Origin of the sequence: Sinisalibacter aestuarii (assembly GCF_027923545.1) — a bacterium.
Taxonomy (GTDB): Bacteria; Pseudomonadota; Alphaproteobacteria; order Rhodobacterales; family Rhodobacteraceae; genus Sinisalibacter; species Sinisalibacter aestuarii.
This window is the reverse complement of the sequence record NZ_BROH01000011.1, coordinates 18,083-33,230: the sequence shown is the minus strand read 5'-3', so window position 1 is coordinate 33,230 and position 15,148 is coordinate 18,083. Positions and strand designations below refer to the sequence as shown.

14 protein-coding genes are annotated in these 15,148 nt (G+C 66.3%); 5 read left to right on the top strand and 9 right to left on the bottom strand.

Annotated elements, in window-relative coordinates:
- Positions 1–106: 106 nt before the first annotated feature.
- Positions 107–3,610 (top strand): DNA polymerase III subunit alpha, encoded by a 3,504-nt coding sequence (gene dnaE / locus QMG28_RS15995; protein WP_281843323.1) that lies wholly within the window; start codon positions 107–109, stop codon positions 3,608–3,610.
- Between the two features lie 73 nt (positions 3,611–3,683).
- On the opposite strand, the gene QMG28_RS15990 is transcribed toward dnaE, so the two are convergent.
- Positions 3,684–3,890, bottom strand: coding sequence for a SlyX family protein (locus QMG28_RS15990; protein ID WP_281843322.1), 207 nt, complete (start codon positions 3,888–3,890; stop codon positions 3,684–3,686).
- A 70-nt stretch (positions 3,891–3,960) separates the two neighbouring features.
- On the opposite strand from QMG28_RS15990, the gene hisS reads away from it, so the two are divergent.
- The 3 genes from hisS to hisG are packed head-to-tail and all read left to right on the top strand — an operon-like array spanning position 3,961 to position 7,215.
- Entirely contained in the window at positions 3,961–5,439 is a 1,479-nt protein-coding gene (gene hisS, locus QMG28_RS15985; protein WP_281843321.1) for a histidine--tRNA ligase, read from the top strand.
- Positions 5,432–6,520 (top strand): ATP phosphoribosyltransferase regulatory subunit, encoded by a 1,089-nt coding sequence (locus QMG28_RS15980; protein ID WP_281843320.1) that lies wholly within the window; start codon positions 5,432–5,434, stop codon positions 6,518–6,520. Before hisS ends, QMG28_RS15980 begins: the two co-directional genes overlap by 8 nt.
- On the top strand, positions 6,517–7,215 hold the full coding sequence (gene hisG, locus QMG28_RS15975; protein WP_281843319.1) for an ATP phosphoribosyltransferase: 699 nt from the start codon (positions 6,517–6,519) through the stop codon (positions 7,213–7,215). Before QMG28_RS15980 ends, hisG begins: the two co-directional genes overlap by 4 nt.
- Positions 7,216–7,300: 85 nt before the next feature.
- Here hisG and dtd read toward each other — a convergent pair whose 3' ends face one another.
- Together dtd and QMG28_RS15965 are read right to left on the bottom strand one after the other, a co-directional pair.
- Positions 7,301–7,738 carry a D-aminoacyl-tRNA deacylase gene (dtd, locus tag QMG28_RS15970; protein WP_281843318.1) on the bottom strand — a complete coding sequence of 146 codons (438 nt, stop codon included), beginning with the start codon at positions 7,736–7,738 and terminating at the stop codon, positions 7,301–7,303.
- On the bottom strand, positions 7,735–8,637 hold the full coding sequence (locus QMG28_RS15965; RefSeq protein ID WP_281843317.1) for a carbohydrate kinase family protein: 903 nt from the start codon (positions 8,635–8,637) through the stop codon (positions 7,735–7,737). The genes dtd and QMG28_RS15965 overlap by 4 nt, the downstream gene beginning before the upstream one ends.
- Before the next feature lie 149 nt (positions 8,638–8,786).
- On the opposite strand from QMG28_RS15965, the gene QMG28_RS15960 reads away from it, so the two are divergent.
- On the top strand, positions 8,787–9,200 hold the full coding sequence (locus QMG28_RS15960; protein WP_281843316.1) for an Hsp20/alpha crystallin family protein: 414 nt from the start codon (positions 8,787–8,789) through the stop codon (positions 9,198–9,200).
- Positions 9,201–9,287: 87 nt separating this feature from the next.
- Here the strand turns inward: QMG28_RS15960 and QMG28_RS15955 are convergent, their stop codons facing one another.
- The 6 genes from QMG28_RS15955 to QMG28_RS15930 are packed head-to-tail and all read right to left on the bottom strand — an operon-like array spanning position 9,288 to position 14,989.
- Positions 9,288–10,409 carry a TFIIB-type zinc ribbon-containing protein gene (locus QMG28_RS15955; protein WP_281843315.1) on the bottom strand — a complete coding sequence of 374 codons (1,122 nt, stop codon included), beginning with the start codon at positions 10,407–10,409 and terminating at the stop codon, positions 9,288–9,290.
- 1 nt (position 10,410) lies between these two features.
- Positions 10,411–10,779, bottom strand: coding sequence for a nuclear transport factor 2 family protein (locus QMG28_RS15950; RefSeq protein ID WP_281843314.1), 369 nt, complete (start codon positions 10,777–10,779; stop codon positions 10,411–10,413).
- Positions 10,780–10,786: 7 nt separating this feature from the next.
- On the bottom strand, positions 10,787–11,902 hold the full coding sequence (locus QMG28_RS15945) for an SPFH domain-containing protein (protein ID WP_281843313.1): 1,116 nt from the start codon (positions 11,900–11,902) through the stop codon (positions 10,787–10,789).
- A gap of 9 nt (positions 11,903–11,911) precedes the next feature.
- Positions 11,912–12,862 carry a DUF2927 domain-containing protein gene (locus tag QMG28_RS15940; RefSeq protein ID WP_281843312.1) on the bottom strand — a complete coding sequence of 317 codons (951 nt, stop codon included), beginning with the start codon at positions 12,860–12,862 and terminating at the stop codon, positions 11,912–11,914.
- Positions 12,863–12,866: 4 nt separating this feature from the next.
- Positions 12,867–14,063, bottom strand: a complete 1,197-nt coding sequence (locus tag QMG28_RS15935) for a toxic anion resistance protein (RefSeq protein ID WP_281843311.1) — start codon at positions 14,061–14,063, stop codon at positions 12,867–12,869.
- A 23-nt stretch (positions 14,064–14,086) separates the two neighbouring features.
- The gene (locus QMG28_RS15930) at positions 14,087–14,989 is read right to left on the bottom strand and encodes a 5-bromo-4-chloroindolyl phosphate hydrolysis family protein (RefSeq protein ID WP_281843310.1); all 903 of its coding nucleotides are present in this window, start codon (positions 14,987–14,989) and stop codon (positions 14,087–14,089) included.
- Between the last annotated feature and the right edge of the window lie 159 nt (positions 14,990–15,148).

Sequence of the window (15,148 nt, the reverse complement as noted above, 5' to 3'; positions counted from 1 at the left end):
GGCCGGCGAGCGCTGGAAGCCTGCCCGGCGGCCACCAGCAGATACTCAGTGCATTGGCTGACTTTTCTGCTCTTGGCCCCGCCGCCGCCCCGCCTATACTCGCCCCATGTCAGCCGCTCCCCGATTCATCCACCTGCGCACCCATACCGAGTATTCGCTCCTCGAAGGCGCGGTGCCGGTGAAGAAGCTGCCGGGGCTGTGCGAGGCGATGTCGATGCCCGCCGTGGCCGTCACCGACACCAATAACATGTTCTGCGCGCTGGAATTTTCCGTTACCGCCGCGGCGGCGGGCATCCAGCCGATCATCGGCTGCCAGGTCTCGGTGGCCTTCGATGCGCCGGCGCCGGGCGAAAAGCCCAAGCCCCCCGCGCCGGTGGTGCTGCTGGCGCAGAACGAGGCGGGCTACGCCAACCTGCTCAAGCTCAATTCCTGCCTGTATGTCGACAAGCACGATGGCGAGCCGAAGGTCACGCTGGACGAACTTGAGGCGCATGCCGGGGGCCTCATCTGCCTCAGCGGCGGGGCCGGTGGGCCGGTCGGCCAGCTTCTTCAGATCGGCCGGCGCGCCGAGGCGGAAGCCCTGATGCAGCGCCTCGCCCGCGCCTATCCGAACCGGCTCTATGTCGAGCTGCAGCGCCATCCCGGCGAAGGCGGCCAGCTTCCCGAGGCCGAGCGCCTCACCGAGCGCGGTTTTGTCGAGATGGCCTATGCGTTGGACCTGCCGCTGGTGGCCACCAACGATGTCTACTTCCCCAAGACCGATCTCTACGAGGCGCATGACGCGCTGATCTGCATCGCCGAGGGCGCTTACGTCGATCAGCAGGAGCCGCGCCGCCACCTCACGCCGCAGCATTATTTCAAATCGCCGCAGGAGATGATCGCGCTCTTCGCCGATCTGCCGGAGGCGATCGACAATAGTGTCGAGATCGCCCGGCGTTGCGCGGTGAAATCCGAAAGGCGCGATCCGATCCTGCCGCGCTTTGCCGAGGACGAGGTGGAAGAACTGCGCCGGCAGGCCTGGGACGGTCTGGAAGCGCGCCTTGCGGTGATCGAGCCGGCCGCCCCGCGCGACGCCTATGACGAGCGGCTGACATTCGAGCTGGGCATCATCGAGCAGATGGGCTTTCCCGGCTACTTCCTGATCGTTGCCGACTTCATCAAATGGTCGAAGGATAACGGCATTCCCGTCGGCCCGGGCCGGGGCTCGGGGGCGGGTTCTCTGGTGGCCTACGCGCTCACCATCACCGACCTCGACCCGCTGCGCTATTCGCTGCTGTTCGAACGCTTCCTCAACCCTGAGCGGGTGTCGATGCCCGACTTCGATATCGACTTCTGCATGGACCGGCGCGAGGAAACCATCCGCTACGTGCAGGAGAAATATGGCCGCGACAGGGTGGGCCAGATCATCACCTTCGGCGCGCTGCTGTCGAAAGCGGCGGTGCGCGATGTGGGCCGGGTGCTGCAAATGCCCTATGGTCAGGTCGACCGGCTGTCGAAGATGATCCCGGTCGAGGGGGTGAAGCCCGTGTCCATCGCGCAGGCCCTCAAGGACGAGCCGCGCCTGCGCGAAGAGGCGCGGGCGGAGGAAGTGGTCGACCGGCTGCTTACCTATGCCGAGCAGGTCGAGGGGCTGCTGCGCAACGCCTCGACCCATGCCGCCGGCGTGGTGATCGGCGATCGCCCGCTCGACGAGCTGGTGCCGCTCTATCAGGATCCGCGTTCCGACATGCCCGCCACCCAGTTCAACATGAAATGGGTCGAGCAGGCCGGTCTGGTGAAGTTCGACTTTCTCGGGCTGAAAACGCTGACCGTGATCCAGAACGCGATGGACCAGATCCACGGGCAGGGCCGGGATCTGCATATCGGCCCGGACGGCGCGCAGCTCTACCGGCCCGCCGACGGGGCCGAGAACCAGATCAACGCCATCCCGCTCGACGACGCGAAAACATACGAGCTGTATTCCAGCGCCAGAACGGTCGCCGTGTTCCAGGTGGAAAGCTCGGGCATGATGGATGCGCTGCGGCGCATGAAGCCCACCTGCATCGAGGATATCGTGGCGCTGGTGGCGCTCTACCGCCCTGGCCCGATGGAAAACATCCCCACCTATTGCGATGTGAAGAACGGCGTGAAGGAACGCGCCTCGGTGCATCCGCTGATCGACGACATCCTGGAAGAGACGCAGGGCATCATCGTCTACCAGGAGCAGGTGATGCAGATCGCCCAGGTGATGGCGGGCTATTCGCTCGGCGGCGCCGACCTTCTGCGCCGTGCCATGGGCAAGAAGATCAAGGAGGCGATGGACGCCGAGCGCCCGAAATTCGAGGCGGGCGCCGCTGAGAACGGGGTCGATGCGAAGAAGGCCTCCGAGGTGTTCGACCTGCTGGAGAAATTCGCCAATTACGGCTTCAACAAATCGCACGCGGCGGCCTATGCGGTGGTGTCGTATCAAACCGCCTGGCTCAAGGCCAATCACCCGGTCGAGTTCATGGCGGGCGTGATGAATTGCGATATTCATCTCACCGACAAGCTCGGCATCTATGCCGAGGAGGTGCGCCGGGCGCTGGGGATCGAGATCGTGCCGCCTTGCGTGAACCGTTCGGGCGCGGCCTTCACCGTGGGCGGCGGCAAGATTCATTACGCGCTCGGGGCGCTGAAGAATGTCGGCGTCGAGGCGATGAAGCTGATCACCGAGGCGCGGGGCGATGCACCATTCGTCACCCTGTTCGACCTCGCCCGCCGGGTCGATCTCAAGCGCGTCGGCAAGCGCCCGCTTGAGATGCTGGCCCGCGCCGGCGCCTTCGATGCGCTCGACGCCAACCGCCACCGCGTGTTCGACAGCCTCGATGCGCTGGTGAACTACTCCGCCGCGATCCACGAGCAACGCGCCTCGTCGCAGGTCTCGCTCTTTGGCGAGGCGGGCGACGATCTGCCCGAGCCGCGCCTGTCGCCGGTGGGCGACTGGCTGCCCAACGAACGGCTGGCCGAGGAGCACAAGGCGATCGGCTTCTATCTCTCCGGCCACCCGCTCGACGATTACATGCCGGCGCTGAAGCGCAAGGGCGTGATGACGCTGGAAGAGGTCGCCGCGAAGGCCGAGCGCGCGCCGCTCATCGCCAAGATGGCCGGCGCCGTCTCGTCGAAACAGGAGCGCAAATCGGCGCGCGGCAACCGCTTCGCCTTTGTCGGCCTGTCCGATCCCACCGGGATCTACGAAGTCACCGTGTTCTCCGACACGCTGGAAGCGGCGCGCGACCATCTGGAAACGGGGCAAAACGTGGTCATCACCGTCGAGGCCAATATGGAATCGGAGCAGCTGAAGCTGCTGGCCCGCTCGGTCGCCCCGGTCGATACGATCGCGGCGGAGGCTGGCGGAATGGCGCTCAAAGTGTTCCTCGAACGGGCCGAAGCGGTGGGCCATGTCGCCGCGCTTCTGGGCCGCGCCGCCGACATGGCCAAGGGCGCGCGCCCCGGCACCGTGGCGCTCTGCCTGATGGACCCGACCCTGCCGGGCGAGACGGAGGTGGACCTTGGCGCCGAATTCCCGCTCAACCCCCAGATCAAGGGCGCGCTGAAAAGCCTGCCGGGGGTGATGAGCGTGGAAGAGGTATAGGCACGCAGGCCGCCCCTTCTCTGTTCTCCAAATACCTCGGGGGTGCGGGGGCTGGCCCCCGCTCCGGCGTGGCTCACCAATGCGGCGGTTTCTGATCGGCGAGCGGGATCGAGGACGAGCTGTCGAGCTCGCGTTCGGCCTCGCGCTCCATCAGCATCTGCATCCGCCGCGCCATGCGGGTAATCTCGCGGTCCTGCCGGGCGATCACCTCCGAGAGCTCCTCGACCGTCTTCGTCAGATGTGCCAGTGCTTCTTCCAGTGCCGTGATGCGCTCGTCCATGCCGATGCTCCCTGTTGCCCCCTTGCCCGGTCTCGGCTAGACCGCGCCCCAGGTAACGACGGGACGTGTCATGGCCAAGGAAAAGAAACAGCCCCGGCCCAGGGCCGAGACTCCCAAGGGGTTTCGGGACTATTTCGGCGCTGAGGTGGACGAACGCAAGCAGATGCTCGACAAGATCGCTGGCGTGTACCATCGCTATGGCTTCGACGCGCTGGAATCCTCGGCGGTCGAAACCGTCGAGGCGCTGGGCAAGTTCCTGCCCGATGTCGACCGGCCGAACGAGGGCGTGTTTGCCTGGCAGGAGGCCGATGACGACAAGTGGCTCGCCCTGCGCTATGATCTGACCGCGCCGCTCGCCCGCGTCTATGCCCAGTTCCGTAACGATCTGCCGACGCCCTACCGGCGCTACGCGATGGGGCCGGTCTGGCGCAACGAAAAGCCGGGGCCGGGGCGGTTTCGGCAGTTCTATCAATGCGATGCCGATACGGTGGGCGCGGCGAGCATGGCCGCCGACGCCGAGATTTGCGCGATGCTGGCGGATACGCTGGAAGAGGTGGGCATCCCCCGCGGCGATTACGTGATCCGGGTGAACAACCGCAAGGTGCTGAACGGCGTGCTTGAGGTGATGGGCGTCGCCGAGGGCGAAACCCGCGAGGCCGTGCTGCGCACCATCGACAAGTTCGACAAGGTCGGCGAGGCCGGCGTGCGCGAATTGCTCGGGAAGGGGCGGCTCGATGCGTCCGGGGCCTATATCGACGGCGTGGGGCTGGCGGAGGCGGCGGCCGAGCCGGTGATTGCCTTCCTTACCTCGAAAGGGGCCGACAACGCGGCGACGTTGGCTAATCTGCGCACCGCGGTGGCCGAAAGCGCCGTTGGCGCAGAGGGGGTGGGCGAGCTGGAAGAGATCGCCGCCCTGCTCACGTCGCAGGGCTACGGCCCGGACCGTATCGTCATCGACCCCTCCGTCGTGCGCGGCCTTGGCTATTACACCGGCCCGGTTTTCGAGGCTGAGCTGACCTTCGAGATCACCGACGAGAAAGGCCGCCCGCGCCAGTTCGGCTCCGTCGCCGGGGGCGGGCGCTATGACGATCTCGTCAAGCGCTTCACCGGGCAGGCGGTGCCGGCCACCGGCATTTCCATCGGGGTGGACCGGCTGCTGGCGGCCCTGCGCGCCAAGGGCCGGGTCGGCGGCGCCACGCGCGGCCCGGTGGTGGTGACGGTGATGGACCGTGACCGGATGGCCGATTACCAGGCGATGGTCGCCGAGCTGCGGGCGGCGGGTATCCGTGCCGAGGTCTACCTGGGCAACCCGAAGAATTTCGGCAACCAGCTCAAATATGCCGATAAGCGGCTCTCGCCCGTCGCCGTGATCGAGGGGGCCGAGGAAAAGGCGCGCGGCGTGGTGCAGGTGAAAGACCTGATCCTTGGCGCGAAGATCGCCGAGAACGCGACGCTGGAAGAGTGGAAGGAGCGGCCCTCGCAAGTCGAGGTGGCGCGCGGCGATCTGGTGGCCGAGGTCGCCCGGATCATCGGGGCACAGGATGGCTGACAAATCCGCGATCCGGGCCGAGGCTGCGCGGTTTCGGGCGTTCTTCGAGGCGCAGGGGGCGCAGCTTGTCGATCCGCCGATCCTGCAACCGGCCGAAACGCTGCTCGACCTCTATGGCGAGGATATCCGCGCCCGCGCCTATGTCACCGCCGATCCGGCGCTGGGCGAGGCGATGCTGCGGCCCGACTTCACCGTGCCGGTGGTAGAGATGCATATGCAGGGCGGGGCGGAGCCCGCGCGCTACACCTATGAGGGCGAGATTTTCCGCAAGCAGGAAGAGGCCACGCATCGCGCCCCGGAATATATTCAGGTGGGGTTCGAACTGTTCGACCGCGCCGATCCGGCAGCGGCGGATGCCGAGGTGTTCGCGCTGATCGCCGAGGCGCTCGCGCCGCTCGGCCTGCGCGCGGCCACCGGCGATATCGGCATCCTCAGCGCCGCCGTCTCGGGGCTGTCGACCAGTGAGGCGCGCAAGCGGGCGCTGATGCGCCACCTCTGGCGGCCGCGCCGCTTCCGCACCTTGCTCGACCGGTTTGCGGGCCGGGCTGCCCAACCGGAAGGCCGGGCCGAACTGCTGGCCAGGTCCGATCCGATGGCCTGCGATGCGCCGCTGGTCGGGCTGCGCTCGGAGGCCGAGATTGCCGCCCGCATCGCGGCGCTGATCGAAGATGCCAAAACGCCGCCGATCCCGGAAGTGGAAGTGGCGCTGCTCGACGATCTCCTGGGTCTGCGCGAGACGATGTCGAACATCACCGAGCATCTGCGCGATCTGGCCGTCGACATGCCCGCCATTTCGCCTGCGGTCGAGCGGCTGGCGGCGCGGGGTCGGGCGCTGGCGGCGCGCGGCGTGGATATCGACGGGCTCGATTTCGAGGGCTCCTACGGGCGCACGGCGTTGGAATATTACGATGGTTTCGTCTTCGGCTTCTACGCCGAGGGGCGGCCCGATCTGCCGCCCGTTGCCACTGGCGGGCGCTATGATGCGCTGACCCGCGTGCTCGGGCGCGGCCACGAGATCCCGGCCGTGGGCGGGGTGATCCGGCCCGAACTGGTGCTGCGGCTTGGGGAGGGGCGGGCATGAGCGTGAAGCTGGGCGTGCCCTCCAAGGGGCGGTTGATGGAGAAAACCTTCGACTGGTTCGGTGCGCGCGGCGTCACGCTCGCGCGCACCGGGTCCGACCGGGAATATGCCGGCGCGGTCGAGGGGCTGGACGGGCTGGAACTGGTGCTGCTCTCGGCGGGAGAGATCCCGCGCGAACTGGCGGCGGGGCGTATCCACCTTGGCGTGACCGGTTCCGACCTCGTGCGCGAGAAGCTGGGGGCCTGGGAAGAAAAGGTGCTGGAACTGGAGCCGATGGGCTTTGGCCATGCCGATCTGATCATCGCCGTGCCGAAGGCCTGGGTCGACGTGACCACGCTCGACGATCTCGACGCGGTGGCGGCGGCCTTCCGCGCCCGCCACGGCTTCCGGCTGCGCATCGCCACCAAGTATCACCGGCTGGTGCGCGACTATCTGCGCGAGCATGGCGTGGCCGATTACCAGCTTGTCGACAGTCAGGGCGCGACCGAGGGCACGGTGAAGAACGAAACCGCCGAAGCCATCGCCGACATCACCTCCACGGGCGAAACCCTGCGCGCCAACCACCTCAAGATCCTCGCCGGCGGGCCGGTGCACCGGAGCCAGGCAACGCTGTTCAAATCGCGCAAGGCGGCGTGGACGGACGAGGATCGGGCGGTGCTGGCGGCGCTGAAGGCGAAGCTCGGGATCGAGGCTTAGGTTACAGTTTTCGTGCAATTCCGGGCTGAAATGCCCGGTTGCTCGGGGGCAGCCCCGTCACGATTGCGATATTCGGCAGGGCACCTCAGACCTCCATCCAGATCGTCACCGGCCCGTCATTGACGAGGCTCACCTTCATGTCGGCGCCGAACATGCCCTGCGCTGTCTCGATCCCCGCGGCCCTCATCCTGCCTGCGAAATATTCGTAGAGCCGCTCACCCTCGGCGGGCGGGGCGGCGGTGGAAAAGCCGGGGCGGTTGCCGCGTGACGTGTCGGCGGCGAGGGTAAACTGGCTCACCACCAGCGCCGCGCCGCCGGTGTCGAGGAGCGAGCGGTTCATCTTGTCGGCCTCGTCCCTGAAGATGCGCAGCTTGGCGATCTTGGCGGCGAGCGCGTCGGCATTGGCCTCGCTGTCGCCCTGCATGGCGCAGACCAGCACCAGAAGGCCGGGGCCGATCTCGCCCACCACCGCGCCATCGACGCGCACGGCAGCCTCGCTCACGCGCTGAACGAGCGCCCTCACAGCTCATGCTCCCAGGGCGGGTTGGCGCCCGCGCGGCTCACGGTGACGGCGGCGGCGGCATTGCCCAGCTCCAGCGCCGGGCGCAGCGCCTCGGCGGTGAGGCCCGCAAGCGCCGCCTTGGTGAGCAGCCCGGCGCGCTCCAGCCCGGCGAGCAGCCCGGCATTGAACGTGTCGCCCGCGCCGACGGTGTCCACCACCTCGACGCGGCGCGCGGCCACGCTGAGCGTGCCGGCGGCAAAATGCGCGGTAACGCCCTTTGCGCCTTCGGTGACGCAGACCAGCTTCGCGCCGCCGGCGCGCAGGCTGGCGGCATCGGTGCCGAGCCAGTCCATGTCTTCGTCCGAGATCTTCACGATATCGGCGGCGGCGAGCATCCGCCCGATCCGGGCGCGATAGCCCGGCTCGTCGGTGATGAAGCTGGGGCGGATATTCGGGTCGATCATCGTCACGCGGCGGGCGGCCTCGCGCAGCATCAGCGTTTCATAGGCCAGCCCGCACGGGTCGGGCGGCAGTGAGATGCCGCCGAAGAACAGCGCCGTCACATCCTCGGGTAGCTCTGGCAGATCGTCGGGCGTGAGCATCCGCCCGGCGGTGTTTTCGTCGTAGAAGGCGTATCTGGCCTGGCCGTCGGTGAGCGTGACGAAGGCGAGCGTGGTGGGCCGATCCGAACGGATCGCGAGATCGGACGTCACATGCGAGGCGGCCAGCGTGTCGGTCAGGATCTGGCCGAAGAGATCGGTGGAGAGGCCGGAGAAAAACCCGGTGCCGATGCCGAGCCGCCCCAGCGCGATGACGGTGTTGAACACCGAGCCGCCGGCATAGGGGGCAAAGGCGCGCTCGCCCGCGCCGGTTTCGCGCGGGAGCATGTCGATCAGGGCCTCGCCGCAACACAGGATCATCGTCGCCTCCGTTGTTTGCGCAAACAGCACGTTGCCAAAGGGCTTAGCGCGGGGCGGCCAGCGGTGCAATCGGGCGCGTCACGTTTTCGCGCCTCCCTCAAAACACGGCCCCTGAATGCTTATATACCGCACAGGAAAGGAGGGTTGATATGGTTGAGAAATCGCAAACCGGCCTGTGGCCATCTCTCTACGATCCCTTCCGCACGCTGGGGCAAAGGTTGACCGAGTTTCTTTCGCCGGCCTCGGACGCGAAGCTTCAGGATGAGAAATATCACATCACGATCGAACTGCCGGGCGTCGACGAGAAAGACATGGAGCTTTCCGTGCACGATGGCGTTGTGACCGTGCAGGGCGAGAAAAAGGTCGAACGCGAGGAGAAGGGTGACACCTGGTACTTCTCTGAACGTCAATATGGCGCGTTCAGCCGCTCGTTCCGCCTGCCGCCCGATGCCGATGAAACCGCGGTGGATGCCGATCTGAAGGACGGGGTGCTCACCATCACCGTGCCGAAATCGGAACCCAAGGCGAAAGGCGCCAAGAAGGTCGAGATCAGGAAGAGCTGACCGGAGACAGGTGCACCTCCGGAAAGCGAAACGGGGCGGCTCCGAAAGGGGCCGCCTCTTTTTTGTCTGAAACCGTGAAACGGCGCTCTACTGCCCCTGCGCCGCGAAATAGCCCGCCACGCCGCCGACGATGGCCAGCGCGATCAGTGCCAGCGCGATCTTCCATGCCGACCAGGGCCGCTCGCCCTGCACCTTGCCGGTGCGGCCGTTGACCACGAAGCGGTAGGTTTTGCCGCGATACTTGTAGGCCGCCATCCAGACTGGCAGCAGGATGTGCTTGAAGGTCACGTCCTTCACACTGGTCTGGATGTCATGCACGCGCTGGCGGTCGCCGCCGATGTCGAATTTCACGTCGCGCAGGATCACCGCATCCATGTAGTCGCGCGCCTGATTGTAGCCCTCGTCCAGTTCTACCGTGTAGCCCTCGGCGCTGTAACCCGCCAGGTATTCGGGCCGGTAGGGCTCCAGCGCGGCCAGATCCCACGGCTCCAGCGCGTCGGTGTATTTTTTTGGCAGCGAGCGCGAGGCGAGCACCAGCACATCGTCGAAAAACCGTGCGACCCGGCCCGATTTCGGGCTCCAGCGGATGCGCTGCTCGCGCACCTGCGTGGGCTTGCCATCGCGCATCACGGTTCTGGTCACGTAATAGACCGTGCCGCGCTCGCCGCGGTAGGACGATTTGGTATCGGCGTCGAAGGTCCAGTAAGGCACGTAGATGCCCGTCAGCTTGCGGCCTTTGCGGGCGTATTCCTGCAAGCCGTTGGGCGCGAACCAGAGACGCCCGAGCCAGTCACTCATCGCCTTGCGCGCATCGCGTTCCTCAATGGCGAAGGGCAGGAGCGCCTTGGGCTTGATATGGCGGGTGGTGCCGGTATCGGTCACCACGGGTGTAGCGCAGAACGGGCATTCGGTGGCGTGCAGCGCCTCGTCGAACTCGACCTGCGCGCCGCAATTGGGGCATTGCGAGATGCGGATATCTTCCATCTCGGCGTCGGGCAATTGCGCGTCGAGCGCGGCGCGGAAATCGAGCTCGTTGATCGCCGCGACCTTGCCGCCATGGCCCTCGATGGCTTCCGAATAACCGCAATGATCGCACATGAGCTGGCCGCCCTGAGCATCGAAGCGCAGATCGGCGCCGCATTGCGGGCAGGGGAAGCGGTGCTCTTCTTCCGGGCGGCCCGGTTCTTCGAGGATGACCTCGTCGGACATGTCATTTGCCTCCGGGGTGTTCGAATGAGACGAGTTGCGCCACCTGTTTCGCGGCGGCGGAGGTGAAGCGGATGACGTGGCAATAGAGCCGCGTCTCTCCGCCCCGGGTGATCCGGCCCGAGACCGAGCCCGCCGCGCCATGGGTGACCACCTGTTCGACGCGGATCTTGTCGGCCTTGGGCTGATCGGCGCAGGCGGCGAGGATGGCCGAGCGGCCCGCGCGCGCGCCGGTCGCCCCGTCCCAGACGGCGTTTTCGGCCAGCAGGCTCTCGGCCAGCTCGCCCACGCCCATCAGCGCGAGGGCAATCTCCTCGGCCCGGGCGTTCTTGGGCGAGTTGGCGCAATCGGCGCTGCGGATCACCTCGGGCACGGCGGGATCACCCCGCGGGCGGCGGGGGCGGCGGCAGGATGGTGAAGAGCGTGGCGAGATCGGCCACGTCCTCGGCCGGTTTCCAGCCATCCTGACCGGCGGTCCAGACCAGGCTTTCGCGGGTCAGCTCGCCGGCGGCGGCCTTCTGGCCCATTGTCGCCCGGCTGAACGGGCCTTTCGTTTCGCCGTTCACCGCGATGTGCCAGACCTTTTCGACCGGCGGCGGAGGCGGCGGCGCGGGTTGCGCGGCGGGGGCGGCGGCAGCCGGGGCCGCGCCCCAGGGGCCGGCCATCCCGGCCATGCCCATCCCCATCGCGGCGCCCATGCCGGCACCCATGCTCGACGCCATCGCCGAGTTTTCCGCGCCCATCGCCTCGGCGGCGTTGAACTGCATGTATTTCTGCAAGTCGCCGACGATCCCCATCGAGGTGCGCTTGTCGAGCGCCGCTTCCACCGCTGGCGGCAGCGAGATGTTTTCGATGTAGAATTCGGGGATTTCGAGGCCGTATTCGGCCACGGCCTTCGACAGCTCCGACGCCACCAGCTTGCCCAGATCCATCGTATTGGCCGCCATGTCGAGCACCGGAATGCCCGAGCCCGCTACGATCCGGCTGAAGCTTTGCACGATGATGTTGCGGATCTGGAAGCTGATCTCGTCCATCGTGAACTCACCGTCGGTGCCGACGATCTCGGTGAGGAACTTGCCGGGATCGGTCACCCGCACGGTATAGGTGCCGAAGGCGCGGATGCGCACCGGGCCGAACTCGGGATCACGGCACATGATCGGGTTTTTCGTTCCCCATTTGAGGTCGTTGAACCGGGTGGTGTTGACGAAATAGATCTCGGATTTGAACGGCGATTTGAAGCCGTGATCCCAGTGCTGGAGGCTGGTCAGGATCGGCATGTTGTTGGTCTCAAGCAGGTAGAGACCGGGGGTGAACACATCGGCCAGCTGCCCCTCATGCACGAAAACCGCCGATTGCCCCTCGCGCACGGTCAGCTTGGCGCCATACTTGATCTCATGGCCCTCGCGCTCGAAGCGCCAGACCATCGTGTCGCGGGTGTCGTCCGTCCAGTGAATGACGTCGATGAATTGGCCAGAGAGAAAATCGAGAATGCCCATGTTGGTCTCCTATACTTCGCCGCCCAACAGTTCGGCTGCAATCTGCTCGACGATGGGGCGGGCCTCGGTCTCGGACATGCCGGGCGTGAGGCGCTTATCGTAGAGCATTTTCAAAAGAAGTTCGTCATGCGTGGTGAGAAAGCCGAATTCCTCGTCGTCGTTGAAGATCGAGGGCCGCGCCAGCGCATAATCGTTCGACAGGCCCAAGCCCTGCGCCACTTCCTCCTGGATGCAGGAGGCGCGCAACAGGTCGGGATGCTCGGCACGGATCACCGCCACCGCCTGATCGTAGGTGCCGTCCTGTTCCGGGTCGGTGGCGAAGGCGAGGCAATAGGTCGAGCGCGGCAGGTTGATCACCGTGTTGAGCGCGGTGGCCGAGATGTTGGGCATGATCCGCTTGAGCACCGGGCCAAGGGCGCGGCGCTCGTCTTCGTTCACGATGAACACGCGGAAATTGCCCGAGCCGGCGGCGACGTTCTGCACCGGGTGGCCGGTGACGCGGGCCAGACGGTTCACGAAGCTGCGCAACTCGTTGGTGTCGCGGCTGCGGCTCGCCGGGTCGACGGAGGCGCCGAACTCGACCGAGAGCGTGACCGGCTTGGCCCAGCGATGCATCCGGCTGGCGCTTTCGCGCGCCACGAGGCGCCCGCCGGCATCGGCATATTCCTCGTAGAAGGCGATCTTGAGGAAATTGCGCACCAGGTCGCGCTCGGAATAGGGCGCATCGGGCCCGCCGCCATCGGTCCGCAACAGGCCCTGGCTCAAGAGCCCGTTCTGCACCCGCCGGTAATAATCGGCAAGCTCGGCGCTTGCGCCGCTGTCGGGCGCCGCGATCTCGTCGAAATCGGGCCGCGCCATCGGCGGGGCCGACGGCATGGCGGCGAAATCGCCGGCGCAGCCGGCCAGCAGAGCGCTGGCGGCAAGGGCAAGAGCGGGGGCAACCCTCGCGCGGGGGATCATGGTGTTATTTCTCCTCCACCGCGCTACCGACCGCATGGCCGAGACCGGTGGCCTTCGCCTTGGCGGAGGCGAGCGTGGCCTTCAATTCTTCTTCCATCTTCTTCAGCTCTTCCTCGGCCGCCGCGCGCCGGGCCTTGCCCTCGTCGGCGATCTGCAGGCTTTCCTGAATCGTGGCGATGAGATCGGCATTGGCCGATTTGATCGCCTCGATGTCGAACACGCCGCGTTCCATTTCCTCGCGCACCATCTTGTTGGCTTCGCGCAGGTTCTGGGCATTGGCCTTGAGCAGTTCATTGGTGAGGTCGGTCGCCTCCTTCACCGCCGCCGCCGCATCGGCCGAGCGCTGGATGGTGACCGCCTGCGCCAACTGGGTTTCCCACAGCGGCACGGTGTTGACGAGCGTCGAGTTGATCTTGGTCACCAGCGACTTGTCGTTCTCCTGCACCAGCCGGATCGAGGGCAGGCTTTGCATCGTCACCTGGCGGGTGAGCTTGAGGTCATGCACCCGGCGCTCCAGATCGTCGCGCGCGGCGCGCAGATCGCGCAGCTCCTGCGCCTTGATCACGCCGTCATCTTCCGGCGCGGCATCGACTTCCTTTTCCTTCGCGGGGATGGTCTCGTCATCCAGCTCTTTCAGCTTGGCCTCGCCGGCGGCGATGTAGAGCGCCAGCTCCTCGTAAAAATCGAGCGTCTTCTCATAGAGCACGTCGAGCGATTTGATATCTTTCAGAAGCGTGTGCTCATGGCCGAGCAGATTGTCGGTGATCTTGTCGATCTGGCCCTGCACATCCTCGTAACGCGCCATGAACTTGGCGGCGGGCGCGGCGCGGCCCAGCAGCTTTTCCCAGAACGAGCGCTGGCGGCGCATGTCGAGCTCCGACACGCTGAAGCCGCGAATGGTGGTGACGATCGAGCGCAGGCTGTCGCCCGCCGGGCCCACATCCTTGTTGCGCACGCCCTGCAGCATTTCCTGGCTGATCACCTGCAATTCGGCCTGCGCCGCCGAGCCGAACTCGATGATCGACTGGCTGTTGCCCATGTCGATCTCGCCCATGCGCTTGCGAATCTCGGCGCCCTGCGCCTCGTCGGCCTCTTCGAGCGGCACCAGTGCCGTCGACGGCTCCGGCAGAATAACGGCGGTCACGTCTTCGACCTCCTTGAGCGCGGCCTGCGCTTGTTCACGGGTATTGACGACAGACATGGGGGGCACTCCCTGGCTAAACTCTAATCTCGGTTCAATTGCACGCCCTCGCGCGCCAGTCTTTCGCGCAGAACGTCGATCTCGATGCTGAGATCGGTCTTGTCCTCGATAAGCAGCTTCTGTGTCTTGCCGGTGAAATTGGCTTCCAGATCGTCGAGAAGCTGCACGAAATCGGCCCGCGCCGCGGCGTCGCGCGAGCGGGCGTAAATGTCGGAAAACTTGATGGCGGCATCGCGCGCGCCCATCAGGTAGACGGTCAGATATTTGCGCGCGGCGGTCAGGTCGCGCGGATCGTTCTCGATGGTGCGGAACATGTCGCGCGCGGTGGCGGCAAAGCCATCGACCCGCGCTTCGATCTCGCGGTCTTTGGCGCGCAGCACGGCGTCTTTCATCGCGGCAAGGTATTTCTCGGCCTCGGTCACGGCGCGCGCCACGCGGTCGGTCTGAAACTCGTCGATCCCTTCCATGCCCTTGTTCTTCAGCGGATCGAACCCGAAGGAGAAGGAATGCAGCGCCGCGCCGAGCACGCCGAAGATCACGGCGGCGAGCACGTTTCCGCCCGCCAGCGCCGCCAGCGCCAGCCCGGCGCCGGTGAGCAGGCTCGCCACGATCTTGCGCGGCATCGCCGGGCGGCGGGCGATCTTGCGTGCGTCATAGGCTTCCTGCGCGAGTATGCCCTCGCGGGTGAGCCATGCGGCGAGGATGAGCAGGCCGAACGCCCCGAGCGTCATCGCCAGCCCGGTGGGCGGCAGGAAGAACGCGCGCACCGCCAACGGCAGCGGTGCGAGAAAGAGGAAGTTCACCCGGCCGCCGGCCCTGGTGCGCACCTGCCCCTCGAACGGCCGGCGCTTCGCGCCCTTCGGTGCGGTATCTTCGGGCCGCCGGCCCGGATCGGGGCTGAACTCTCCGCCATATCGCTGCGCCATTACGCGCCCCCCGTGATCGACACATAGAGGATCAGGGCGAGTAGCAGGAAGAACGCCAGTTTCTGCAGGCCGGTATCGGACAAGACATGCTCCCTCGGGCCCGCGAATTTCCTTGGCCCATCACAGATATAGGCCGGAGCCGCGCGCCTTGCCAGAATA